Genomic DNA, 24,005 nt, shown 5'->3' on the forward strand with positions numbered 1-24,005 from the left:
CCATATAGTTTTACAAACTACTTATTAATATATCTATATTTAAATATTACTAGTAATCATTAGATAATTCAAGAAAATTAATAAATTATATATATTTTTCTGAAATTTTAGGGATTTTTAAACTTTGACTTTTAAAATATGGTTTATTACTATATTAGTAATAAGACATAGTTTTCAAAACTATATGTAAAGAGGTGTTAATTTTGGAAAAGTATTTTAGAGAACCTGTAAATAGCTTAACTCATTTAGCTGGTGCCATTCTTTCACTTTTTGCGTTAATTGCAATGCTGGTTAAAGGTGTGGTTAATAATGCATCTTCTATAACAATTATATCCGTAGTGATATTTGGTATTAGCTTAATTTTACTATATAGCGTATCTGCAACATATCATGGAGTTATTACTAGTGATAAGATAATTAGTAGGCTTAGAAAATTAGATCATTCAATGATTTTTATATTAATAGCTGGATCTTATGCACCATTTTGCTTAATTGCACTTGGAGGCTCTAAAGGGACTATATTCTTTGCAACTATAGCATCAATTGCAATAGCTGGTATACTATTTAGAATGCTTTGGTTCGACTGTCCAAGATGGTTACAAACAGCTCTTTATATAGGCCTAGGTTGGGCTGCTATATTTATGATTAAACCTTTATCAGCAGTTTTAAGCCCAATCAGCTTATTTTTACTAGTATTAGGTGGAGTCCTTTATACTGCTGGTGGAGTTATTTATGGTCTTAAACCTAAGAAACTTCAACTTGGCAAGTTTGGTTTCCATGAAATATTCCATATATTTATTATACTAGGAAGCCTATGTCACTTTATTTGTGTATTCATATATTTATTATAAAATAAAGCTTTCAATTTATTATTAAAATACATTAGCCCCAATATTATTGAGTTAATTACTCTAATACTATTGGGGCTAATCAGTTATGTAGTATAACGAAAAGTTAATAATGAATAGTTAAAAATCAACAAAAAAACTCCCGAAGGAGTTTTGAAAGAAATTAATTGTTTATTTTTTAATTCCAATACTAAATTAAAAATATTAAGTTGAACTCTATATTACTTTAAAACAACCTTTTTAGTTAATAGTCTTGCAATTAAAGATAAGCTAATAAATGAAATTATAAAGGTTAAAATAGCTGCATAAGGATTTAATGTATTCCATCCAAATATGAATTGAATAAATTTAATTCCTCCACTTAATATGCCTGGATATATATCAATAATTAGATTTAAAAGAACTATTAAAGCTACAGGTGCTACAGATATTATTACCTTTGTTAATTTATTAGATTTATAATATAAAATTGTAATTACAAAACCAAGTGCAAATGCAAAGGCATAAACTACGCCTTGAAATAAGAAGGTGTTTAATAAGGTTTCAACGCTATTATTTTGTACCCATATTCCTTTATTTACTTCTGTCATTATCCCTAATGTTCTCATGTTCCCATATATCATATCGTAATTAGTTGGACTAGATATAAAAATATTTTGTACTCTATTAATTATTACATCTATAAAAGACATACCAAATGCTATTGGAATCATTGATAGTATAGTTCCATATAGAAAATCCCTTCTTGATACATTATTACTCTTCATAAAATAAAAATTTTCTTTAAAACTGTTTAATCCTGCTATAAAAATAAATATCGCTGAAGATAACTCTACTCCTGATGAGCTAACAGTTCCCCCACTAGAGTTTGCAAGGAAAATTAATAATATACATACACTTATAAATATTCCATAGAAAGCGCCTATTGATTTAACCATATTTGCAACGCTATATTTAAAAACTGATTTGATTTTCATTATTTAACTCCCTCCTCTCCAGTTAAGTGGATAAATAATTTTTGAAGCTCAACTTTAGATATTTCTAATCCTAGTTCTTTTCTTTGATTATTATCCTCTTCACTTAATTCTCCTATAATTGTAGCTTCCTTAAATCCAGCTATAGTTTCTATATTAATACACTTCTTATTTTCTATATATTTTCCTACATTCTCTGATGATCCTGAAACTAAATAAGCTTCCCCTAATAGACTCTCTACTTCCTTATCCCCTAAAAGCTTTCCATCTTTTATTATTATTACTTTCTCTAATATCTCTGAAACTTCTTCAATAATATGTGTTGAAAGTATTATTGTTTTAGGTTCATCAATATAATTAGCCACTAACTCCTTATAGAACATATCTCTATGATTAGCATCTAAACCTAAAACAGGCTCATCGAAGATTAATATTTCAGCTCCTGATGCTAAAGTAATTATTATTTTACATATTGATGAATATCCTGTTGATAGCTCTTTATATTTTTTATTTATATTAACTCCAAATTTATTGCTTAATTTCATAGCATAATCCATATCAAAATTTCTATAAAATTCTTTTGTCCATTTAAATAAATCCTTAACCTTCATACCTTCTGGATATAAATCTAATTCAGTCATAAAATATATTTTTTCAAGAGCTGCTCCATTTTCAACTACATTCTCATCATCTATAGTAATCGTACCTTCTGTCTGAAAAATTCTATTAGTAATTAAATTAAGTAGAGTTGTTTTCCCAGCACCATTTCTCCCTAAAAGACCATATATCTTATTTTCTTCTATAGTTAATGAAACATTATCTAAAACCCTATGCTTCCCGTATTCCTTTGTTAGATTAGATATCTTAATACATGCCATTAGTTACTCCCCCTTTTTAATCATTTCTATAATATCTTCAGTTGAAATATTCAGCTTCCTTGCTTCTTCTATTAGTGAAATAATATAACTTGAATAAAAGTTATCTCTTCTCTTCTGTACTAATTTACCCTTACTTCCACTTGAAACGAACATTCCAACACCTCTTCTTTTATAAATAATTCCTTCATCTACTAATAAATTAAATCCTTTGGCAACAGTTGCAGGATTAATTTTAAACTTTACTGATATTTCAGTAGTGGATGGAATAGCTTCATCCTCTTTAAATATCCCATTTAAAATCCCATCTTCTATTGATTGAGCTATTTGTATATATATAGGTATTTCACTAGAAAAATCTAAATTCATAGCTACCTCCTTTTAAATTTATACTATATTATATGTCTCCCTCGTTATTTGGTTCATTACTTATGTAATTAACTATATATCTTCTAAATATAATTGTCAATATATTTCAAATAAATTCCAAAATTATTCCTAAAATCTTAGTTCTAATAAATTGCAATGATATTTTAATTATGTAAACTCCTTAGCACTAAAAAAGATTCTGATAAAAACCTAAGAGAGTTTTATCAGAATCTTTTATTTAAAACTATATTCTTTACTAAATTATAATTTCCATCTACTATATCTTTTTATTTATATTCCACCATAAATAATTCCTAAAATTATTACTAAAATAGTTATTGATGTAAATCCATATTTAGCAAATATAATAAATTTATTATTTACTTTTCTTTTAGCACCCATATTTATTTCATTTAGAACTTCTTCTTTATCTCTCATAAAGTAAAATACAATAAGTACTATTAAAGCTGCTAGTGGAGAAACTACTATTGTAATAACATCAGAGAATTTATTAAATAAATCCATATTTAAGTTTAATGGTATAGATAAAACAAATAATATTATCGATATTAAAATAGTTGCCTTCCTTCTACTTAATTTACTTTGAGACATTAATGCTTCCACAGGCCCCTCTAACATATTAATTGATGAGCTTACAGCTGCAAAAATTACGCTCAAGAAAAATAATGTTGATATTAATCCACCTGCTGGCATTGATTTAAATATAGTTGGCAATGTTATAAATAATAGTGGTGGCCCTGACATTGGATCTAGTCCAAAAGCAAATACTGCTGGCATTATTACAAATGACGCTAGTAATGCTGACATAGTATCTAAAATTGCTGTAGTTAATGCCGACCTCGGAATATCCATATCCCTCTTAAGGTAACTTCCGTAAACAACCATTCCACATCCATTTAAGGAAACAGTAAAGAACGCTTGTCCAAGTGCCATTACCCAGGTATTTACCTTAAATAAGTATTCCCATTTAGGTGTTAAAAGGTATTTAACACCTTCCATGGATCCTGGTAAACTTAATGATCTAATAGCTAATAATATAAAAATTACAAAAAGCATAGGCATTATTATCTTATTAGCTTTTTCTATTCCTTTATTTATTCCTACAATAACAATAATAAGTGCGATAAATATAGCAATAACATTCCATATTATAGTTTCCTTACTTCCAGCAAAGTTATCAAAATATGAATTTATATCTATACTACTTAATTCTCCAGTTGCACTTAATGTAAAATACTTAATGATCCATCCTACAACTACGTTATAAAACATAAATACTCCAGCTAATCCTATTGCTGGTATAGCTCCTACTAATAATCCACCTTTAAACTTCTTTCTTGCAAAGGCATTTTTTATTCCTGTTAATGAGCCTGCCTCGGCTGACCTCCCAAAAGTAAATTCTGTGATAAGTCCTACAGAACCTAAAACTAAAACAAATATGAAGTATGGAATTAAAAATACTGCTCCTCCATTCTGCCCTAGTCTATATGGAAACATCCATATATTCCCTAGTCCTACTGCTGCTCCTATACAGGATATTATAAATCCTGCCCTACTTGTGAAGTGTTCTCTCTTCTTCATAACCTACTCTCCTTCTTGTGTAAATATAATAAAAACCACATAGTTCTTACTATGTGGTTAATTATCTAAATAAAAACACCACATAGACTTATCTATGTGGTCAATTAACTAAATTACTGCGAGCATAACTAATAATTACAACCATCATAGATACAAACCTTAATTTCACTACCGGCCTGCATCTATAAATTAATTATAAATACAAGACCTACCTATAATAGCCATAATAATAATTTTTATTAACTTTTTTGCTTTTAAAGTTAACTGCTCTTGTCATTTCTGTTCTCCTAATACTACATTTTTATAAATATTACCACCATATTACTTAAGTGTCAAATACCAAAAAAGCCTAAATTTTAATAATTTACTTAGTTTCCATTAAATTTTCTAAATATTATTATACCTTTAAATGAAATTATACTTAGTTTGTGATATAATAACGAAATGAATAATTTTAGAAATGAGGTAGGTTTTTAGTGATAACTGTATCAAACGTAAGTTTAAGATTTGGTGGACGTAAGTTATTTGAAGACGTAAATATAAAATTCACCCCTGGTAATTGTTATGGAGTTATAGGTGCTAATGGAGCTGGAAAAAGTACCTTCTTAAAAATATTATCTGGTGAAATAGAGCCAAATACAGGTGATGTTAGTATTGCTCCAAATACAAGAATGTCTGTTTTAAAGCAAGATCATTTTGCTTATGATGAATATGAAGTTTTACAAACAGTAATAATGGGTAATAAAAGATTATATGAAATAATGGAAGAAAAGGATGCTTTATATGCAAAGGCAGACTTTTCTGATGAAGATGGTATAAGAGCTTCTGAATTAGAAGGCGAATTTGCTGATATGAATGGTTGGGAAGCTGAATCAGATGCTTCTTCATTACTTCAAGGTTTAGGTATAGGAACTGACATGCATTATAAGAAAATGTCAGAATTAGTTGGGGGAGAAAAAGTTAAAGTTCTTTTAGCTCAAGCTTTATTCGGAAACCCTGGAATACTAATCCTAGATGAGCCTACTAACCACTTAGATTTACAATCAATTAACTGGTTAGAAGATTTCCTTTTAAGATTTGAAGGAACTGTAATAGTTGTATCCCATGATAGACACTTCTTAAATACAGTATGTACTGTAATGGCTGACGTTGACTTTGGAAAAATCAAATTATACGTTGGTAACTATGATTTCTGGTATGAATCAAGCCAATTAGCATCACAAATGGCTAAAGATCAAAACAAGAAGAAAGAAGAAAAAATCAAGGAATTACAAGAATTTATTGCAAGATTTAGTGCTAATGCTTCTAAATCTAAGCAAGCAACTTCTCGTAAGAAGTTATTAGATAAAATTACTTTAGATGATATTCAACCATCAAGCAGAAAGTATCCTTTCGTTGGATTTAAACCTGACAGAGAAGTTGGTAACGAAATACTAACTGTTGAAGGATTAACTAAGACTATTGATGGAGTTAAAGTTTTAGACAACGTTAGCTTTAGAGTTAACAAAGATGATAAGATTGCTTTCGTTGGAGATAATGAAATTGCTATAACAACTCTATTTAAAATAATAAATGGAGAAATGGAAGCAGATTCAGGAGAATTCAAATGGGGAATTACTATAACTAAGGCATACTTCCCTAAAGATAATAATGAATTCTTTGATGGCAGTGATTTAAGTTTAGTAGACTGGCTTAGACAATATTCAGGTACTACTGTAGAAGAACAATCTGAATCTTACTTAAGAGGTTTCCTTGGAAGAATGCTATTCTCAGGAGAAGAAGCTTTAAAGAAAGCTAGCGTATTATCAGGAGGAGAAAAGGTTAGATGTATGTTATCTAGAATGATGCTTATAAATGCTAATGTATTAGTTTTAGATCAACCTACTAACCACTTAGACCTTGAGTCAATCACTGCTGTAAATAATGGATTAAGAGACTATAAGAGTGTTGTTTTATTTGCTTCTCATGACCATCAATTTATTCAAACTATAGCTAATAGAATAATTGATATAAAAGCAGATGGATCAATTGTAGATAGAACTATGAGCTACGATGAATACCTAGAGTTTTCAGGTAAAACTAAATAAATAAGTAAATAACAAATAACATAGTTCCTTGCTCAATGGCTGAACTATGTTATTTATTTTTTTATTTCCTAAGTCTCTTAAATCATGACTATTATTTTCTTAAAGCAACAGCTGGTTCTGTACTTATTAACTTATTACTTGCAAAAGTACTAATGAAAATAACAATAACTCCTGTACCTATTATTGATAGTAAAATTTCTGGACCTGTAATTATTAAGTCTAATTTAAAAATAAAACTGAATAAGTAGATTGCTCCAATAAATATAATATTAAAAACTTCCGCCATTGCCGATAAAAGAAGGTTCTCATTTATAATTACTTTTCTAATTGTACTTTTATTAGATCCTAATGCAGATAACAGTCCCATTTCCTTATATCTTGAATTTTGAAGCTTTACAAGTAATACAACACTTATAAATAATCCAATAACCAAAATTAAGATAGAAACAATTAAAAATAATCTACTCAGATTTTCAAATGTGTTTTGTAATACTTCCACTTCATTAGCTACAGTTTTAGCCTCAATTCCTTTATCTTTTAACCTATTACTTACTAAAGGAATTTCTTCAAAGTTTTTCACATCATAGCTTATAGAATAAGCCTCCTCTTCATCCATCCCCTTGAAGAACTCCTTCTCAATGTCAGAGCTTACAAAAAAATCATCATATCCTGCATTAAAGATACCACTTATGGTCAGCTTGTATTCTACCCCTCCATATTTTAGATTTAATTCCTTCCCAATGAGATTCTTTATATTATTATCAAACTTTTTAGCAAGGCTTGGACTTAAAGCAATTTGATTCTTATCTTTTTTAGGCATTACACCATAAGACATACTTTCTGTTGCTTTTGGCATTGGATATTTTTCAGACATTTCTTCAACTTTATCGCTAACTGTTAAAGTAACATCTGTGATGCGATATTGATAATAAACATTTTCTATACCTTCATCAGCTGTTAGTATTTCAAAGGCTCTGTTGTTACTATCCTCTATTTTTATATAGCCATTGTTAAAAGCTGTATTCTTACTCTGAAAATCAACTATTGATTGTTTCATTAGATTTCCTGAAGAAAGGGATAGCATAAAGGCGATTACCCCAATTGAAATTGCAAGTGAAACTGCCACATAGCGTTTTAAATGTACCTTAAAATTTTTAAACGCCAACTTAAATGTAGATAGATTAAATATATCGCTTTCATTTAATTTCTGCTGCGAGTTAAATGTAGATTGAATATCTTCACCTATAATTTTCTTATTATTAATAGAAATAATTTTGTCAGCAAATTCGCAGATTTTTTCATCATGGGTAATAACTAAAACTAAGCGCTCCTTTGATATTTCTTTTAAAAGTTCCATAATTTCCGTAGAGTTTTTTCTATCTAATGCACCCGTCGGCTCATCAGCTAAAATAATTTGAGGATTTCCCATTAATGCTCTTGCTATTGCTACTCTTTGCTTTTCACCCCCAGAAAGATTTTCAATCTTTTCGTTCTTTTTCTCATGTATATTCAGCCTATAAAGAAGCAAATCTATATCTTCTTTAATGCCACTAAGTTCATGAGAAAGTAGTATATTTTCAAGTGCCGTATAACCCGGAAGTAAATTGTAATTTTGAAAAACGAATCCTATATTATTCCTACGGTAATCACATAACTCATCAGCACTCATACCGCTGATAGAAGTGCCACAGACGGAAATTTCGCCAATATAATCACTATCAAAACCTGCAAGCATATTTAAAAATGTACTTTTCCCACACCCAGATGCACCTACAAGACAAATCAATCCACTATCAGGCAATTTGAAATTTACATTATCCAGTATAATTTGCTCATCATATTTTTTCGATAGATTTGTTATTTGAATCATTATCTATCACCAACCTTCAAGGCAACTTCAGCATTAGTCTTTATACTTACAATAACTGTAGTTATATAAGCTAAAATACCTACTATAAGTATTAAAAATATTCCTATGAAAAGTGTTTTCATGTTTAAAATATTAACATTAAACATACTATTGGTTACTATATTTATCAATGGCGAAGTAACTAATAAAATCCCAATAGAAGAAGCAATATTAAGCATAATTTCAGTCGCATTCAACACACACATATGTGAATTAGTATATCCACTAATCTTATAAATTGCATATTCACGTCTTCTCATAATTCCTGTTATAAGGAAAATAAAGATTACCATAATAAGTGATAACATAGCAATAATTATGCTTGTAACTCCTGATTGCTCAGTTACCTGTGCATCCAAATTCACAAAATCTTCAACAAGTTCAAACATTCCTATTGGTACAATTCCTTGTTTATTCAATTCATTTTTAAGAGAAATTAAATCTTCTGGAGTTTTTGCTCTGATTAAAAAGTTGATTTTATCTTCCTTTATATCTGCCTGTTTTCTAAGGTCATCCAATGCACTTTTGCTAAATAAAAAGGAGTCATCAACGGTATATTCCATTTTCCTTCCTTCGTATTCATAGGAAACTGTAGTATCAGCAACTCCAACAACTGTTGCCTTTGTTTTTGCTTTTTTTGAAATAGGCTCACCGCTGTCCCAATTTATTACTTCACAAAAAAATTCAATTTCGGTTCCTATAATATCATCATTATTTTCACCTATTTTTTTTACAAAGCTTTCTGGTACAACAACTTCATTTTCATTACCCATAGGAGTTTTACCTGATAACATTTTTCTTATAACTGGTACACTGCCTGATTGCTCAACTTTATATTCTTTTCCATTTAAAGTTATTTTAATATTATCAAATGCCTGAGTGAAAACTGTAAATTCAACACGCTCATCCTTTACGTATTTATCATATAGTCTACTTATATCTTGTGTAACATCAACATTTGGCTTATTATTTTCTGAGCCATCTGTTCCACCTGCACCAATAAAACTACTAGCTATACTTAAATCTAAAAGATTTTCACCATAAATATCAAATAACTTATCAAGCTCTTCACTTCCACTTGAAGTGATTGCTCCACTAACCGTTGTAAGTAGAAGTACACCTGCAATTAAAAGTGATGCTGTAGCAGTCAAATAACGACCGAATTTATTTCTTATATTTGATTTTGCAATACTAAAGGCATTTTTAAAAGAAAGCATTTGAGAATTTTGAATTTTTATCTCCTTAGTTCTTGTAGCACTCGATGTAGGCTTTGAAATTAGTTCACCTTTATCAAGTTCAAACACATTGTCTTTTTCTGCTATTAAAGAGGTATCATGAGTTACTACAATAACTGTCCTGCTTTTTGAAAGTATTCGTAAAATATCCATCGTTATTTTCGATATTTTTTCATCTAATGCGCTAGTAGGTTCATCAGCTATAATTACCTTTGGATTTTTCATAAGTTCTCTTGCAATAGCCACACGTTGCTTTTGCCCACCTGAAAGATATTTCACCTTTTTCATTGCAATATTAAATATCTTTAATTCCTTCAAAATCTTTACCGCATTTTTTTTATTTTGATTTGCTTTTAAATATTCAGGCAGCAACACATTTTCTAATACTGTACTATCCTCAAGTAGATTAAAATCCTGCCATATAAAACCGAACTCATTGTTATAAAGATAGCCTTTTTCTTTTTGAGTGAGCTCTTTAATTTTTCTACCACAATAAAGAACTTCCCCCTCAAATTTTTGTTCAATTCCACTTATAATTTTAAGTAAAGTAGTTTTTCCACTTCCTGATGATCCTACAATAAAATTAAGACCTTTATCAATATTCATAGAAATACTATTTAAAGCAAATTGACCATTATATTCTTTAGATACATTTCTTATTTCAAACATTTTAATCTATTCCCTTCTTTACTTTTGTTATGCTACCTGCTGTAATACTCAAAATCTCATCTGCATACAGGGCAACATTCTTTGAATGTGTTACTACTATTACGCATTTATTTTGCTTATGGGCAAGATCTTTTAAAATCTTCATAATACTTTCTTCTGTATCATGATCAAGATTTCCTGTTGGCTCATCAGCAATAATTATATCTGGGTTATTTGACAAAGCTCTTGCAATTCCGATGCGTTGTTGCTCTCCACCACTAAGCTTTAGTATTTTTCTGTTTGCTTTTTCACTATCAATACCAATCTTTTCAAGAAGTTCAAGCGCAAATTGTTTTTTATTCTTTTGCTTATTTTCACTAATATTCATAGACAGCACAATATTTTCAATAGCAGTTGCATTTGTCAAAAGATTATATCCTTGAAAAATTACACCTATCCCCTTTGCACGATACTCATCTCGACTAATATTTTTAAGATTTTGGTTATTCCAAAAAACATCACCACTTGTAGCTAAATCCAAGCCTGAAATTACGGATAATAAAGTAGTTTTTCCTGATCCTGATTTACCCATAATCGTATAAAGTTTACCTTGTTCAAACTCAAAACTTATATCTTTTAATATCCTTTTGTTTCCTCCTTCATATTTATAGGAAACATTATTTAGCTTTAATATACTCATATTCCTAGTTCCTTTCTGATAATATCTTCATAGGCTCATACCTTAAAATATATAAAGCACCTATACTACTTGAAATAACAGCTAATATCAAAGCAATTGCAGACACATTAATAATAGCTTTTGGAGTCAAAGAAACCTCTATTTCTTCTTGCTCTACTTGTGCTTCACCAAAATAATTTTGCTCCTTATGCTGTGTGTCTTTTGTTATCATATCTGATACAGGTTGAGCAGTAGCTGCACCAATAGAAAGCCCAATTATAAGACAAATGGCTGTTGTTATTAAAGATTCATAAAGTACTCCTCTTAAAACCTTCCATTTGTTCATCCCCATTGCACGAAGAACACCAATTTCATATTTACGTTCTCTGATTGAAAGTATTGACAATAAAATTAAAATAGCAGAACCAATAATCAAAACGAAAATAAGAAAAATATTTGAAACATTTGCAAGACTTTCAGCAGGTTTTACAATTCTATTGTAGCTTAGTACGTCTGTTGACATCATATAATTTTTGTGAAGTCCTTTATCATGAGCTTCTTTGTTGAATGCTTCAAGCATATCTGGATTTTTTAAGTAATAGGTTGCATCAACGGTATAAAGTTTTCTCTTAGCCACATTATTTTGATAATTTTTCATTGTTTCGTAGGTTGTTAAAATATCATTCTTGGGATTGGTCATAGCAGAAACATATCCAAATTTGTTTTCTGTACTATCAAAATAAATTCCTGTAATAGTTAATTCGAGTGGTACAAACTTAGCATCTTTTTCACAGTCACTTATTGAAATTTTATCCCCGACTTTTAAGTCGTTCAATTTTGCAAAGTCTTCGCTGATAATACATTCGTTATTTTCACTAAACATTCTACCACTAGTAATTTTTCTTTTTCCTTCTTTAAAATCTTTCATAAGCTCAGGGGTGTTATATCCGTGTACAGAAACATTCGCTTCGTAATAAGCTCCACTTGAAACAGGTCCATCGTAAATATTACTATCGCCAACACTCTTCTCCTGATCAAGACCTTTTAAATCCTTAGCATAGGATTGATATAAAATATGAATCATTGTTTCTTTTAGATATTCAGAATCTGATAGCGCAATTTTCAAATCATCAGAAATTTCAGGAATATCTGCCCAACCACCATTTTGCTGCTCTTCTCTAATTTTAGTTTCATCATATTGCAGATAAATTTCTGACCCAAATTGCTCCTTATAATCTTTAATAACATTATCTGTCGTGGCACTGATAATCATTGAAATAGCTGTAAATGTAAGCATACTTAAAATAATAATAGCAATAATAATATTTCGTCCTTTATTTCGGAATAGGTTTTTAATAGAATTTTTTAAAATATACATTTATGTTCCTCCTAACTCTTATAAAATAATTCTATAAGAAGTCATGTTAAATCCTTGTTAAGATAAGGAGATTGCTTTAAACTTAATAGCTTAACATAGATTTAACACATGACTATGCTATAATTTCATTAGAGGTGATTTTTTAATGAGAATTCTTGTAGTAGAAGATGAACTTGATTTAATGGATGCAATTTCAGAAGGGCTTAGAATAGATGGCTATGCAGTTGATACCTGCAATAATGGCGAAGATGCTTACGAGATTTTATATGCTGAAAATTATGACTTAGTGATTCTTGATTTAAATCTACCTAAGATGGATGGTCTAGAAGTATTAGAAAAAATACGAAATGAAAAACCTGAATTAAAAGTGCTTATACTCAGTGCAAGAAGCAGTGTTAATGATAAAGTAAAAGGGTTAGATATTGGTGCTAATGACTATTTGACAAAACCCTTTGATTTTGCAGAACTTGAAGCACGGATACGAAATTTGCTAAGAAGAAAATTTGTGCAAGAAAATAACATTATATCTTGTCGCGAAATCAGCGCTAATTTAGCAAAAAGAATTGCCTATGTACACAATACTGAAATAACACTTACACGAAAAGAATTTTCACTTCTTGAATATTTTCTATTAAACAAAAACAAAGTAATAAGTTCAGAAGAATTAATTGATCATGTATGGGATTCAAGCGTTGATAGTTTTAGCGGAGCAATTCGTGTTCATATTTCATCACTAAGAAAGAAACTAAAAGCAAGTTTAGGATATGATCCAATTGAAACAAAAATTGGTGAAGGATACTCCCTGACAGATACTAATGGTGATTATCATGCTTAAAAATTTATCAATACGTATTCGCCTAACATTGCTATCTACATTACTACTAACTGTTTGCTGTATAGGACTAACAATTATTTTGAATTTTTCAGCATATCGATTAGCAAATAAAATAGATGCTTCTATTATAGCAGCACCTATAGTTGATAGTACTTTACCTGAAACTAATTCATATGATCAACCAAATACGGAGTTTTCATACTCATATCCTGCTAAAAATTTGCAAGAAGCAAAACGAGGATTTAGTTTAGAAAGTACTATTTATATGTTAGTTATTATTCTTGGAGGAAGCGCATTAACTTATTATATTTCAGGAAGAGCTCTAAAACCACTTGAGTTATTAAACACAAAGGTCAAAAATATAAATGTTCATAATTTATCTGAATCATTAGATATTCCACCTACTAAAGATGAAATAGCAGAACTTACACAGTCTTTCAATGAAATGACAGCCAAGTTAGATAAAGCATTTTTGACTCAAAAAGTTTTTTCTTCAAGTGCTGCACATGAGCTTCGTACCCCCCTTGCAGTACTTCAAACAAAAATTGATGTTTTTAGAAAAAGGACTTCACATTCAAATTATGAATATGAATTACTTATATCTGTTTTTGAAAAACAAATTGCAAGGCTCCGTGGTGTTGTTAGTAATCTTTTAGATATGACTACTATAGATGACGAAAGGGAACAAAGCTCTATTCTACTTAAAGATTTATTTGAAGATATTATTTTAGAGCTTTCAACTATTGCAAAGAATAAGAGTATTTCCATATCATTAAATTGTGATGAAAGCCTTATATTTGGTAATATTGAATTACTTTATCGTGCATTCTATAATATAATCGAAAATGGCATAAAGTATAATATTGATGGTGGTTATGTTGATATTCAAGTAAGTAAGATATCAGAAAATCATGCTGAAATTCTTATAAAGGATGGTGGTATTGGCATTCCTGATGAAATGAAGAAACATATTTTTCAGCCCTTTTATCGAGTTGACAAATCTCGTTCTCGTGAAATGGGAGGCGCAGGTTTAGGACTTTCCATTGTGGACAATATTATAAAAAAACACAAAGGTACAATTACTGTTTCAGATAATGAAAATGAAGGTACTTGTTTTAAAATCCTTTTATAAATTATAAGCAGACTCCATCTAAAAAATTCAGCTTTCGCTGAATTTTTTATTTATTGTTAATTTTTATTTATAGCTTAGCAACCATTCTAATTTCTCTATATTTTACTCCTGAGGCTTCATATTCAAATACTTCTCTTTTTTCAAAACCACTTTTTTCATACAAATTAATTGCAATTATATTATCAACTTCAGCACTTGTATAAAGTTTCTTATGTCCATATTTATCTACGAAAAAATCTAAAAATTTCTGTACTGCTAGCTTTCCAATTCCTTGATTCTGATACTTTTTATCTATCATAAATCTGCTCATTGACCATCCATTAATATCATCATCGAAATCATATAAAATAAATCCCACCATGATATCATCCTTATAGATACCAAGTGGATATAAATTAGGCTCATAGGCTGCTTGTACTAAAGAATAAATATTTGAAGCAACAAATCTTTTTTGATCCTCACTTATTTTTAATTCTATACATTCATTATAATTACTTCTATCAATCTCTCTAAATTCTATATTCATCCCTAATCCCCCTAAATATTATGTATTAACTTAATTATAGTTTTAACTATAAATTTTATTATATAAAAGAGAGGTACTCTAAACAAAATGGAGCCTCTCTTACTATTATATATTCCTATAAAGCATCTAAAGTTATAGGTTCACTTATATCTGGAATAGGTATAAATTCTACTCCTATATTTTTGCTCTCAGGAGTTATTCTAACTTCATTTTCTTCATTAGTAATGCTACTTCTATCATAATTAATAATAAAATTGCTCTTATTATCCTTATCATTTGACTTTAATAAAATATTTATTGATATTAAAGTACAAAATATAGTGCCTACAACAATAAGATATTTAATTTTATTTGATTTCATTAAATCCACCAACCTTTATGAATTATATGAAAATTACATATTATTTATTACACTATATTATCTATTTATTAAATACTAGTCCAAAGTGATATGGTAGAATTTCTATTTCATCAATTAAAGAAAAACCTACTTCTTTAGCCCATCCAATAATATCAGAAGGCTTAGGCCTTATCTCCATAGATGGCCCCCTTGGTGTATCATCATACTTCCAATGAATAACACCTATCATTCCACCTTCTGATAATATATTATAAGCATCTTTAAGTAAATCTATTGGATTTTCACAATGAAGAATATTAAATAATGTTATATAATCGATACTTGATTTGTATTGCTGTATTCTATTAATTGTATCCTCTTTTGATATATCTCCATTTATTAAATGTATATTAGATACTCTACTTTCTAATACCTTTTCATTGCATATTCCTATCATTTTTTCATCAATATCAATTCCTATTACTTTATCACTTACAAGGTCACTAGCTGGAAATAGGAATGTTCCATAACCACATCCTATATCAATTAAACTTCTTATATTCTTATTAACCTTCATGTTTATTAATACTTCTCTGGGATTAAAAAAAGATTCCCACATTTCCTCTTCTGGCATTCCTGATTCTCTATACTTCACTCTTTATCTATTATCTCCCTTTTTAAAATTTATTATATTTCCTATATTGACTATAGATACTTAAGTATTCCATTATCTTTACTATTCCAAATTCCAAAACCTTCTGAATATTTACCTTCTAAAAATATTGGCAGTCTTTCTTTAAATCCATCTGCAAGATTTAGATCTAATAAAGAACTCTTATCTACCCAATAGACTTCTCCTTCATTAGTTTTTTCTAATAATTCTCCTTCAAAGGCTTCAGTTTTGAAATTAAATATGAAATATTTATCTCCGGTCTCATTATTATACCAATATACTACTCCACAATATTCTAAATTAGATATAGTTAATCCTGTTTCTTCTTTTATCTCTCTAATTGTTGATTCTACTATACTTTCTCCATCTTCAATATGTCCTCCTGGAAATGTGATTCCCTTCCAAGATTTTATTCTATCTTGAACCAAGACCTTATTATTCTTTTTATCATATACCATACACATATTTGTTAATTCTACTTTAGCCATTAACCTCATCACTTTCCATACATTAAATTTTCTCTAAAATTATTGTTCTTTTATAAAATCCATGTCTTTTATAAAATTCTAATACATCTTCATTTCCCTCTACTACACCTAAAATCTTCGTATTTACTTTATTAGTATCAAGCCACTCTATAGCTCTCTGCATTAACTTATCTCCTAATCCATACTTACGATACTCTTCTTCAATAAATAAAGAATCAATTTCTCCAACTAAGTCTACATCTACAGTACTAATACAATATCCTACATATAAGTTTTTATCTATATCTTTTATTAAATCAACTTTAACTTTTGAAGTTTTATCACTTAAAAATTTACCTTTTCTTCTTTCAAAAGTATTATTCTTATATTTATCTGAGAAATAATTTGAGTTAATCTCATGATGCTTATTTAATTTTTCCCATAACGGCTGTACTAAATCAATTAACTCCTTAGCTCCAGTTACAAATTCAAGATTATCCATATTACCTCCATAATCAATTACCTGTAGATTGTTATAAATCTACAGGTAATTTTCTTATACTAATATTATCTATAATTATTATTAATTTAATTTTCTATTAAAACTCGTTAAAAGTGGAACTACTATTAAGACTGTTACTAAATAAACCATAATAACTACTAGCGTAGCTGATTTTAAATAAGTCCTTAAAAAGCCTTGTAATATCAATGGTAATATAAGCAGTACATATGTTAATAGTCTCCACCCATTTCCCATAATATATTTGGTGTTGCAATTATCACACTGAACTATCCCTAATCCCCATGTAGCTTTAAAAGAATCAGCATAAGTAAACTTATTTGAGCAATCTTCACAGCTTTTAATCGCCATATATACCCCTCCTTATATATTCTTTTTTAATTATGTAAAATCCTTAACTATGAATTTCATTTATATATTTGTCAAATTCCTATTATCTTTATTTTATCTTGTATTGTAAATTTTAACACCTACTATTTACTATTTTAATTCTTCAATAAAATAGTTTTTCTAAAAACAAATATAATAATTAAAATAGTAATAGCTTCAGCCAAAGGAATAGTAAGCCAAACACCTGTCATTCCTATAAATCTAGGTAAAATTAATATTAAAGGTACTATTGCTAAAAATCCTCTTAATATTGAAATAGTAAAGGATTCTTTAGCTTTGCTTATAGATGCTAGTAATGATGTTGTAACTATATTAATTCCCATTATAATAAATCCTATAAAATAAATTTTCATTCCTTCAACTGCCATTGATGAAAGTAAAACATCTCCTTCATTGTTGAATAAGCTTACTATTTCCTGGGAAAATGTAAAAGATATTGCATAACAGCTTAATCCAAGTGCTACAGCTGTTATTAATCCATACCTATATATAACTTTTATATCATGAGTATTGCCTTCTCCAAAACTCTTACTTATAATTGGCTGAATTCCTTGTGCTACTCCTGTAAATATTGCAACTACTATTAATGCTATATTAGTTATAATCCCATATGCTGCTACCCCTGTATTGTTAGATATATTTAATATAGTGAAATTAAATAATAATATAATTATTCCTGATGAAAACTCAGTAACAAAGGATGGTAATCCTAATGATATAATATTTCTAATATATCCCAATTTAATTTTACACTTTATAAGCTTAAATTTATTCTTCTTTCTTATAAAGTGAAGTGATAGAATGCATATGCTTAATATAGGCGTTGCTCCTGTTGCAAGTGCTGCTCCAAACATGCCCATTCCAAGAGGATAAACAAAAATATAGTCTAATACTACATTACTTAAACTCCCTACAATCATTGCAATCATAGCTAGATTAGGTTCATCATCATTTCTAACAAATGCTGTTAATATATTGTTTAATATAAAAACACAAGAAAAAGATAATAATGTTTTTAAATACTTCCCTGCTAATGGTATTACCTCATTATCAGCACCTAATAACCTTACAATATCATAAGAAAAAAACACTCCCACTATAGTTATTATTGCGCCTACTACTGTTCCTATTACTATAGAGTGGGTAAAGACCTTATTAGCTCCACTTTCATTATTCCTACCTCTTTGGATAGAGTACTTTATTCCGCCTCCGGCTCCAATCATCAATCCAATACCACTTATTAAACTCCATAATGGTAAAACTATATTAAGAGCTGTAAGTCCTATACTTCCTACCCCATTAGCTATAAAAAATGTATCTGCAAGTATGTAAAAAGAAAGTCCTATCATACTAAAAACATTTAAAGATACATATTTTATAAAATCATTTAAAATATTATTCTTAGCTTCTACTCTCAATGAAATATCCTCCTATAATATCTAAAAAATTCACTAAATAAAGAATAAAAAAGCACTAGATAACTTATACCCAAGGCCTAACGGTATAAATTTCTAATGCTTGTTATACAAATAATATATCCGGCGATATAATTATTCAAAACTCTTCATTTTATAAAATCTTATAATAATATATTGATACTGTCAATATTTTTTATTATTAATTCATAATCTTTTTAATGCATTCCTCAACACTAGAAACGTGATTATTTGCTATTTCTTTTACACCATCTTCTGCATAATGGAAAGTAAAACTATTTTCTGTTAAATTAAACATAGATATATCATTAAATGAGTCTCCAATTGCATATAGCTTGTCCTCATTTACATTATTTAATTCAAGTATCTTTTTTAATCCATTCCCCTTAGTACAATCCTTTGGAGCTATATCAACAAAAAATTGATTTCTAAAGGCCTCTAGATCCTCTCCTAAACTTTTCAACAGTTTATTTTTTGCCTCTTCTGCAACATTTCTATCTCCACTTTTAGAAAATAAACTTATTATTGAGTAACTTCTTTCATTGATATCCTTAAATAAATCTTCTATAGAAACTCTATCTTTAAAATGACTATATAGTCCCCTCATGTCTTCAGGTACATCTTCTAAGTTAGGTATATTAGAATCTACTAGGTAGTGCTCCCCTTCAGATTCAAAATGCACACATACATCTTCATTATCTAAAAATTCCTTAAATATGTCTTCTGCTACTTCACTTCCTATGAACTTACTATGTATTATATTTCTATCCTTATCTAAAACTATAGCTCCATTACAAGCTACTATATAATCATATTCTATTTCTGGATATTTACTAAATAAATCATATATTGAAGATAAACTTCTTCCTGTTGAAATAATAAATTTATTTCCTGCTTCCTTAAATTCAATAATACCCTTTATATTTCCATCATTAATACCATGGTTTTCATTTAATAATGTTCCGTCTAGATCGCAAGCTAAATACTTCATTAAATTCCACTCTCCCAATAATTATTCCTAAAAGATTATAACATAATAATTAGGATAATATTTTTAATATATAAAATTAACTCATTCAAGCAAGCAAATATGTAATTTTTATCCATACTAATATATAATTAAACTATACTAGTAAATTTAAGAAGGAGATTTTTATGGTTAGTAAAAAGGTGATTTTTACATTTATCTTTTCTCTTATTATCTCATACCTAATTATAGGTTACTTAAATTCTAACTTATTTGTTATCATTGACTGGATTGAGGGAGTAACAATAGTTGATAAATTAAGAGAATACTATATAAGGACCTTTAGCTCTAATATATCTTTATCTCTACCTATATCCTTAATTCTAACTTATATTGTATATAAAAAGACTAAAAATAAAACTATGGAGTAAATAAATATGAACAACAGAAATGATTATATTGAAAGTTTAAAAATAGATTGTGAAAAGTGCTTTGGACTATGCTGTGTATCACTTTACTTCTCAAAGTCAGATGGGTTTCCCCATAATAAAGATGCTGGTAAGCCTTGCATAAACTTAAAAAGTGATTTTAAATGCTCTGTTCATAATAACCTTTATACCAATGGCTTAAAGGGATGTATTAGTTATGATTGTTTTGGTGCTGGTCAAAAAATTTCACAAATCACATTTAATGGTGATGACTGGAAGGGTAATTCTGAGCATAGCAAAAAAATGTTTGAATCATTTTATGTAATGAGACAACTTCATGAAATGCTATGGTATCTTAATGAAGCTTTTAATTTACAAAAGGATTTAACTTCGAAAAAGGAAATTAAAGAATTAATAGATTCCACTAATAACTTAACATTATTAGATGCAGACTCACTCTTACAAATTAATATTGATAACCATAGAGATAAGGTTAATGTTTTTCTTAGAAAAACTAGTGATATGATTCGTAGAAATTCATCAAAATCAGATAATATACCTAAATCAAAATCTTATTTGGGTAAAGATCTTAGAAAACTTGATCTAAGAGGAGCTGACCTTAGAGGAGCATTTCTTATAGCAGCAAACCTTAAAGGTATGAATCTAACTGGAGCTGACTTTATTGGTGCTGATTTACGTGATTCTGATTTCAGTGGTGCTGATCTTAGCAGAAGTATATTTCTTACTCAATCACAAATTAATTCAGCTAAGGGTGATAAGAACACTAAACTACCACTTAACATAACTAAACCAAGCCATTGGCTTAAATAGCTAAAATAAAAAGTGTGAAATATAACATTATACTTCACACTTTATTTTTCACTATAAATATATTAAATTTTAGCTTTAAATTTATTATTTTTTATAACTCATATGAAGTAATTCATGAGCCTTACCATGACCTGGTTCACCCATGTAAGTATCATACATCTTATTTAAAGCACCATTTTCGTGAGATTTTCTCTTTTTTAAATTCTTATCTTGATTATATAATACTGATGCTCTAACGCTTCTAATATCCATAGTTAATCTATCTGATGGATTTACATGAGGTTGTCCTCCACCATTTACACATCCACCAGGGCAAGCCATTACTTCAATAAAGTGATACTTCTTCTCTTCTATTTTTCCACTATTTATAAAATCAAATAAACTTGATGAACCGTTAATTACAGCTACATTATAGTTTTCTCCACCTATTTCTACTGTAGCTTCTTTAATTCCAGCTAATCCTCTTACTTGCTCATATTCTATATTTTCTAAGTCTTTTCCTTCTACGAAATCCTTAGCTGTTCTTAGTGCAGCTTCCATAACTCCACCAGTAGCTCCGAATATAGCACCTGCTCCAGTATATTCTCCCATAGCTGGATCAGCTTCACTATCTTCAAGCTTTGCAAAATCAATCTTTGCATCCTTAATCATCTTAGCTAATTCTCTAGTAGTTATTACAGCATCTATGTTTCTTAATCCATTGTTCTCCATTTCAGCTCTATCTGCTTCATATTTTTTAGCAGTACATGGCATTATAGTTACAGTGAATACATTCTTTGGATCTATGTCTGATATTATTGGGTAATAAGTTTTACTAGCTGCTCCAAATATCTGTTGAGGAGACTTAGCAGTAGATAAGTTTCCTAAAAGATTTGGATAGTAATTTTCTACTTGTCTTACCCATGCTGGACAACAAGATGTAAACATAGGGAATGGTCCATCAGCCTTAATTCTTTCAATTAACTCAGTAGCTTCTTCCATTATTGTCATATCTGCTCCAAAGTTTATATCAAATATCTTATCAAATCCTAATTGTCTTAAAGCAGTATATGTTTTTCCTGTTACGTCTACCCCGTAACCCATCTTAAATAGTTCTCCCATAGCAGTTCTTACTGAAGGTGCCATAGCAACTATAACATGCTTTTCTTCATCTTCTAATGCATCCTTAACTCTATCCATATGAGATTTTTCAGATAAAGCATCAACTGGACATGCAGCTACGCATTGCCCACATAGTAAGCAATTAGTATCATCAAAACATTTTAAGTTTTCAGGTCCAATTATTTTCTCTCCATCTACTTCAATAAATTTAATAGATTCTGTGCCAGTCTTAGTCTTACAAGCTGCAACACATCTTCCACAAGTAACACATTTTGTTCTATCTATTACAATAGATTTACTTCTATCATCAACATACTCTGATTTATCTGCAACAACAAAAGGTTTAGTAGCCTTAGCCCTAGTTTTAATAACTAGTTTTAGAAACTCACAATTTTCTCTTCTTTTACATGGCCCGCACTTAAATTCATGCTTATCTAATAAACTTGCAACTGTAGCTTTAACAGCTTCTTGAACTCTTTCAGTATTTGTATTAATAACCATTCCTTCTTCAGGAGTTACACAACAAGCTTTAACTAAATCATCTTGACCTTCTATTTCAACAAGGCACACTCCACATTGGCCTACATTTCCACAGTCCTCTAAAAAGCATAATGCTGGAATGTCTATTCCATTACTTTTTGCAGCTTTTAATAAGTTATCCTCATTATTTACTAAAACTTCTTTTCCATTTATAGTTACTTTAATCATTTTTGCCTCCTATATTACTTTTTAAAGAGTATAATAATTGTTACATTATTAACAAAATTATTGTACTATAATTTATCAATAATTACTATCCTTCAGTTAAAATTATAATAAAATAGACATTATCTTCTAATGCCTACTTTTAATTCGTATTTTAATGTCCATTTTGTAGATCTGCTTTCATTTCCCAATGTATTACAAAAGCTAAAATAGCTCTTAATACAATTATTGCTGCTAATATGTACATTTCATCTAAAGATCTTACTATTACTGTCTTTAATATCTCTGCTCCTAATTTAAACTCTAATGCTAAAGTTAAAGATTGAGCAAATTCAACTTTAATAGGATAATCATTTCTAGTAATTATGTTTAAAATAAACTTATAAAAGCCTTTAATTGATCCAATTATAATAATTATTATCCCCATAGCTTCTAAACTATGTATTGCTAATGGCGTTATTAATTCCACAAAACTTTCCATGATAATCCCCCCCATAAATGTATTAATCAGACATATTAATTATCTTGTATAATTTATAATAAGTAAAGCAAAATTAATAAATAAAAGGATTTTTATTTGTATTTTATGATAATATAATATAAGAGTTGTAATAGTATTTTACATTGATTTATATTTATTATATTTCTGTTTAAATAATGATAATTCTTGTATAGCTTATATAAAAAGTTAAAGTTTATATACAGTTTCAATTTTGATATTTTGCTTAATTAATTCTATTAAGTTATGATTTTATAAAATAATAACTATATAGATTATTAATTTACACATATATACTATAAAAAAATAAGAATAAGAGGTTTCAAATGATACGCATATATAATAGAAAAACTAAAAACTATGAAATAGAAAAAGTTGCAGGAGAAAATTATATAAAATGGTCTTATGAATCTCCTATTGGAAAGAGCTTTACTGAACTTTTTATAAAGAAAAAAGTATTTTCAAAGCTTTATGGTACTTTCTGTGATTCACCTTTAAGTAAAAAGAAGATTAAGAAGTTTATTGATTCCTTTAATATAGATATGGATATA

At 28.8% G+C, this 24,005-nt stretch carries 24 protein-coding genes and 1 pseudogene; 7 read left to right on the top strand and 18 right to left on the bottom strand.

The window, feature by feature from the left end; genetic code table 11:
* The first annotated feature begins 203 nt into the window (after window positions 1-203).
* Window positions 204-851: a hemolysin III family protein gene (locus E6248_RS02510; RefSeq protein WP_316339248.1), complete on the top strand. Its 648-nt coding sequence runs from the start codon at window positions 204-206 to the stop codon at window positions 849-851.
* Window positions 852-1,069: 218 nt separating this feature from the next.
* On the opposite strand, the gene E6248_RS02515 is transcribed toward E6248_RS02510, so the two are convergent.
* The 4 genes from E6248_RS02515 to E6248_RS02530 form a co-directional block, all read right to left on the bottom strand.
* Window positions 1,070-1,825, bottom strand: a complete 756-nt coding sequence (locus tag E6248_RS02515) for a hypothetical protein (RefSeq protein WP_316339249.1) — start codon at window positions 1,823-1,825, stop codon at window positions 1,070-1,072.
* Complete coding sequence (locus E6248_RS02520) at window positions 1,825-2,700, bottom strand: ABC transporter ATP-binding protein (protein WP_316339250.1); 876 nt, start codon at window positions 2,698-2,700, stop codon at window positions 1,825-1,827. Before E6248_RS02520 ends, E6248_RS02515 begins: the two co-directional genes overlap by 1 nt.
* Before the next feature lie 3 nt (window positions 2,701-2,703).
* The gene (locus E6248_RS02525) at window positions 2,704-3,066 is read right to left on the bottom strand and encodes a GntR family transcriptional regulator (RefSeq protein ID WP_316339251.1); all 363 of its coding nucleotides are present in this window, start codon (window positions 3,064-3,066) and stop codon (window positions 2,704-2,706) included.
* Window positions 3,067-3,357: 291 nt separating this feature from the next.
* The gene (locus tag E6248_RS02530; protein WP_316339252.1) at window positions 3,358-4,668 is read right to left on the bottom strand and encodes a sodium-dependent transporter; all 1,311 of its coding nucleotides are present in this window, start codon (window positions 4,666-4,668) and stop codon (window positions 3,358-3,360) included.
* A gap of 476 nt (window positions 4,669-5,144) precedes the next feature.
* Between E6248_RS02530 and E6248_RS02535 the strand changes: the two genes are divergently transcribed.
* Complete coding sequence (locus E6248_RS02535; protein WP_316339253.1) at window positions 5,145-6,755, top strand: ATP-binding cassette domain-containing protein; 1,611 nt, start codon at window positions 5,145-5,147, stop codon at window positions 6,753-6,755.
* 91 nt (window positions 6,756-6,846) lie between these two features.
* On the opposite strand, the gene E6248_RS02540 is transcribed toward E6248_RS02535, so the two are convergent.
* The 4 genes from E6248_RS02540 to E6248_RS02555 are packed head-to-tail and all read right to left on the bottom strand — an operon-like array spanning window position 6,847 to window position 12,604.
* Window positions 6,847-8,625: an ATP-binding cassette domain-containing protein gene (locus tag E6248_RS02540; RefSeq protein WP_316339254.1), complete on the bottom strand. Its 1,779-nt coding sequence runs from the start codon at window positions 8,623-8,625 to the stop codon at window positions 6,847-6,849.
* Window positions 8,625-10,568, bottom strand: coding sequence for an ATP-binding cassette domain-containing protein (locus tag E6248_RS02545; protein ID WP_316339255.1), 1,944 nt, complete (start codon window positions 10,566-10,568; stop codon window positions 8,625-8,627). The genes E6248_RS02540 and E6248_RS02545 overlap by 1 nt, the downstream gene beginning before the upstream one ends.
* Before the next feature lies 1 nt (window position 10,569).
* Window positions 10,570-11,247, bottom strand: coding sequence for an ABC transporter ATP-binding protein (locus E6248_RS02550; protein WP_316339256.1), 678 nt, complete (start codon window positions 11,245-11,247; stop codon window positions 10,570-10,572).
* 4 nt (window positions 11,248-11,251) lie between these two features.
* Window positions 11,252-12,604 (bottom strand): ABC transporter permease, encoded by a 1,353-nt coding sequence (locus tag E6248_RS02555; RefSeq protein WP_316339257.1) that lies wholly within the window; start codon window positions 12,602-12,604, stop codon window positions 11,252-11,254.
* A gap of 145 nt (window positions 12,605-12,749) precedes the next feature.
* On the opposite strand from E6248_RS02555, the gene E6248_RS02560 reads away from it, so the two are divergent.
* Window positions 12,750-13,439 (top strand): response regulator transcription factor, encoded by a 690-nt coding sequence (locus tag E6248_RS02560; RefSeq protein WP_316339258.1) that lies wholly within the window; start codon window positions 12,750-12,752, stop codon window positions 13,437-13,439.
* Window positions 13,440-13,518: 79 nt separating this feature from the next.
* Window positions 13,519-14,571: a HAMP domain-containing sensor histidine kinase gene (locus tag E6248_RS02565; RefSeq protein ID WP_316339259.1), complete on the top strand. Its 1,053-nt coding sequence runs from the start codon at window positions 13,519-13,521 to the stop codon at window positions 14,569-14,571.
* 67 nt (window positions 14,572-14,638) lie between these two features.
* Here E6248_RS02565 and E6248_RS02570 read toward each other — a convergent pair whose 3' ends face one another.
* The 8 genes from E6248_RS02570 to E6248_RS02605 all read right to left on the bottom strand — a co-directional run bounded on the left by E6248_RS02570 (window position 14,639) and on the right by E6248_RS02605 (window position 19,914).
* The gene (locus tag E6248_RS02570) at window positions 14,639-15,097 is read right to left on the bottom strand and encodes a GNAT family N-acetyltransferase (protein ID WP_316339260.1); all 459 of its coding nucleotides are present in this window, start codon (window positions 15,095-15,097) and stop codon (window positions 14,639-14,641) included.
* A 115-nt stretch (window positions 15,098-15,212) separates the two neighbouring features.
* Window positions 15,213-15,458, bottom strand: coding sequence for a hypothetical protein (locus E6248_RS02575; protein WP_316339261.1), 246 nt, complete (start codon window positions 15,456-15,458; stop codon window positions 15,213-15,215).
* Between the two features lie 61 nt (window positions 15,459-15,519).
* Window positions 15,520-16,092 carry a class I SAM-dependent methyltransferase gene (locus tag E6248_RS02580; protein WP_316339262.1) on the bottom strand — a complete coding sequence of 191 codons (573 nt, stop codon included), beginning with the start codon at window positions 16,090-16,092 and terminating at the stop codon, window positions 15,520-15,522.
* Window positions 16,093-16,142: 50 nt separating this feature from the next.
* A complete protein-coding gene (locus E6248_RS02585; RefSeq protein WP_316339263.1) occupies window positions 16,143-16,598 on the bottom strand; it encodes an 8-oxo-dGTP diphosphatase in 456 nt (151 codons plus the stop codon).
* Between the two features lie 22 nt (window positions 16,599-16,620).
* The gene (locus E6248_RS02590) at window positions 16,621-17,079 is read right to left on the bottom strand and encodes a GNAT family N-acetyltransferase (protein WP_316339264.1); all 459 of its coding nucleotides are present in this window, start codon (window positions 17,077-17,079) and stop codon (window positions 16,621-16,623) included.
* An 81-nt stretch (window positions 17,080-17,160) separates the two neighbouring features.
* The gene (locus E6248_RS02595) at window positions 17,161-17,448 is read right to left on the bottom strand and encodes a TIGR04104 family putative zinc finger protein (RefSeq protein ID WP_156626036.1); all 288 of its coding nucleotides are present in this window, start codon (window positions 17,446-17,448) and stop codon (window positions 17,161-17,163) included.
* A 134-nt stretch (window positions 17,449-17,582) separates the two neighbouring features.
* Window positions 17,583-18,905 carry an MATE family efflux transporter gene (locus tag E6248_RS02600; RefSeq protein WP_316339265.1) on the bottom strand — a complete coding sequence of 441 codons (1,323 nt, stop codon included), beginning with the start codon at window positions 18,903-18,905 and terminating at the stop codon, window positions 17,583-17,585.
* 199 nt (window positions 18,906-19,104) lie between these two features.
* Complete coding sequence (locus tag E6248_RS02605; RefSeq protein WP_316339266.1) at window positions 19,105-19,914, bottom strand: Cof-type HAD-IIB family hydrolase; 810 nt, start codon at window positions 19,912-19,914, stop codon at window positions 19,105-19,107.
* A 164-nt stretch (window positions 19,915-20,078) separates the two neighbouring features.
* Here E6248_RS02605 and E6248_RS02610 point away from each other — a divergent pair, with 164 nt between their 5' ends.
* Window positions 20,079-20,321: a hypothetical protein gene (locus tag E6248_RS02610; protein ID WP_316339267.1), complete on the top strand. Its 243-nt coding sequence runs from the start codon at window positions 20,079-20,081 to the stop codon at window positions 20,319-20,321.
* Between the two features lie 6 nt (window positions 20,322-20,327).
* Window positions 20,328-21,149 (top strand): pentapeptide repeat-containing protein, encoded by an 822-nt coding sequence (locus tag E6248_RS02615; protein ID WP_316339268.1) that lies wholly within the window; start codon window positions 20,328-20,330, stop codon window positions 21,147-21,149.
* A gap of 84 nt (window positions 21,150-21,233) precedes the next feature.
* On the opposite strand, the gene E6248_RS02620 is transcribed toward E6248_RS02615, so the two are convergent.
* Together E6248_RS02620 and E6248_RS02625 are read right to left on the bottom strand one after the other, a co-directional pair.
* Complete coding sequence (locus tag E6248_RS02620; protein WP_316339269.1) at window positions 21,234-22,958, bottom strand: ferredoxin hydrogenase; 1,725 nt, start codon at window positions 22,956-22,958, stop codon at window positions 21,234-21,236.
* 151 nt (window positions 22,959-23,109) lie between these two features.
* Entirely contained in the window at window positions 23,110-23,436 is a 327-nt protein-coding gene (locus tag E6248_RS02625; RefSeq protein WP_316339270.1) for a DUF1622 domain-containing protein, read from the bottom strand.
* Between the two features lie 344 nt (window positions 23,437-23,780).
* Between E6248_RS02625 and E6248_RS02630 the strand changes: the two are divergent.
* A pseudogene (locus E6248_RS02630) lies at window positions 23,781-24,005 on the top strand (phosphatidylserine decarboxylase); the annotation flags it as partial.

Origin of the sequence: Clostridium sp. (assembly GCF_032552055.1) — a bacterium.
GTDB lineage: Bacteria > Bacillota > Clostridia > Clostridiales > Clostridiaceae > Clostridium.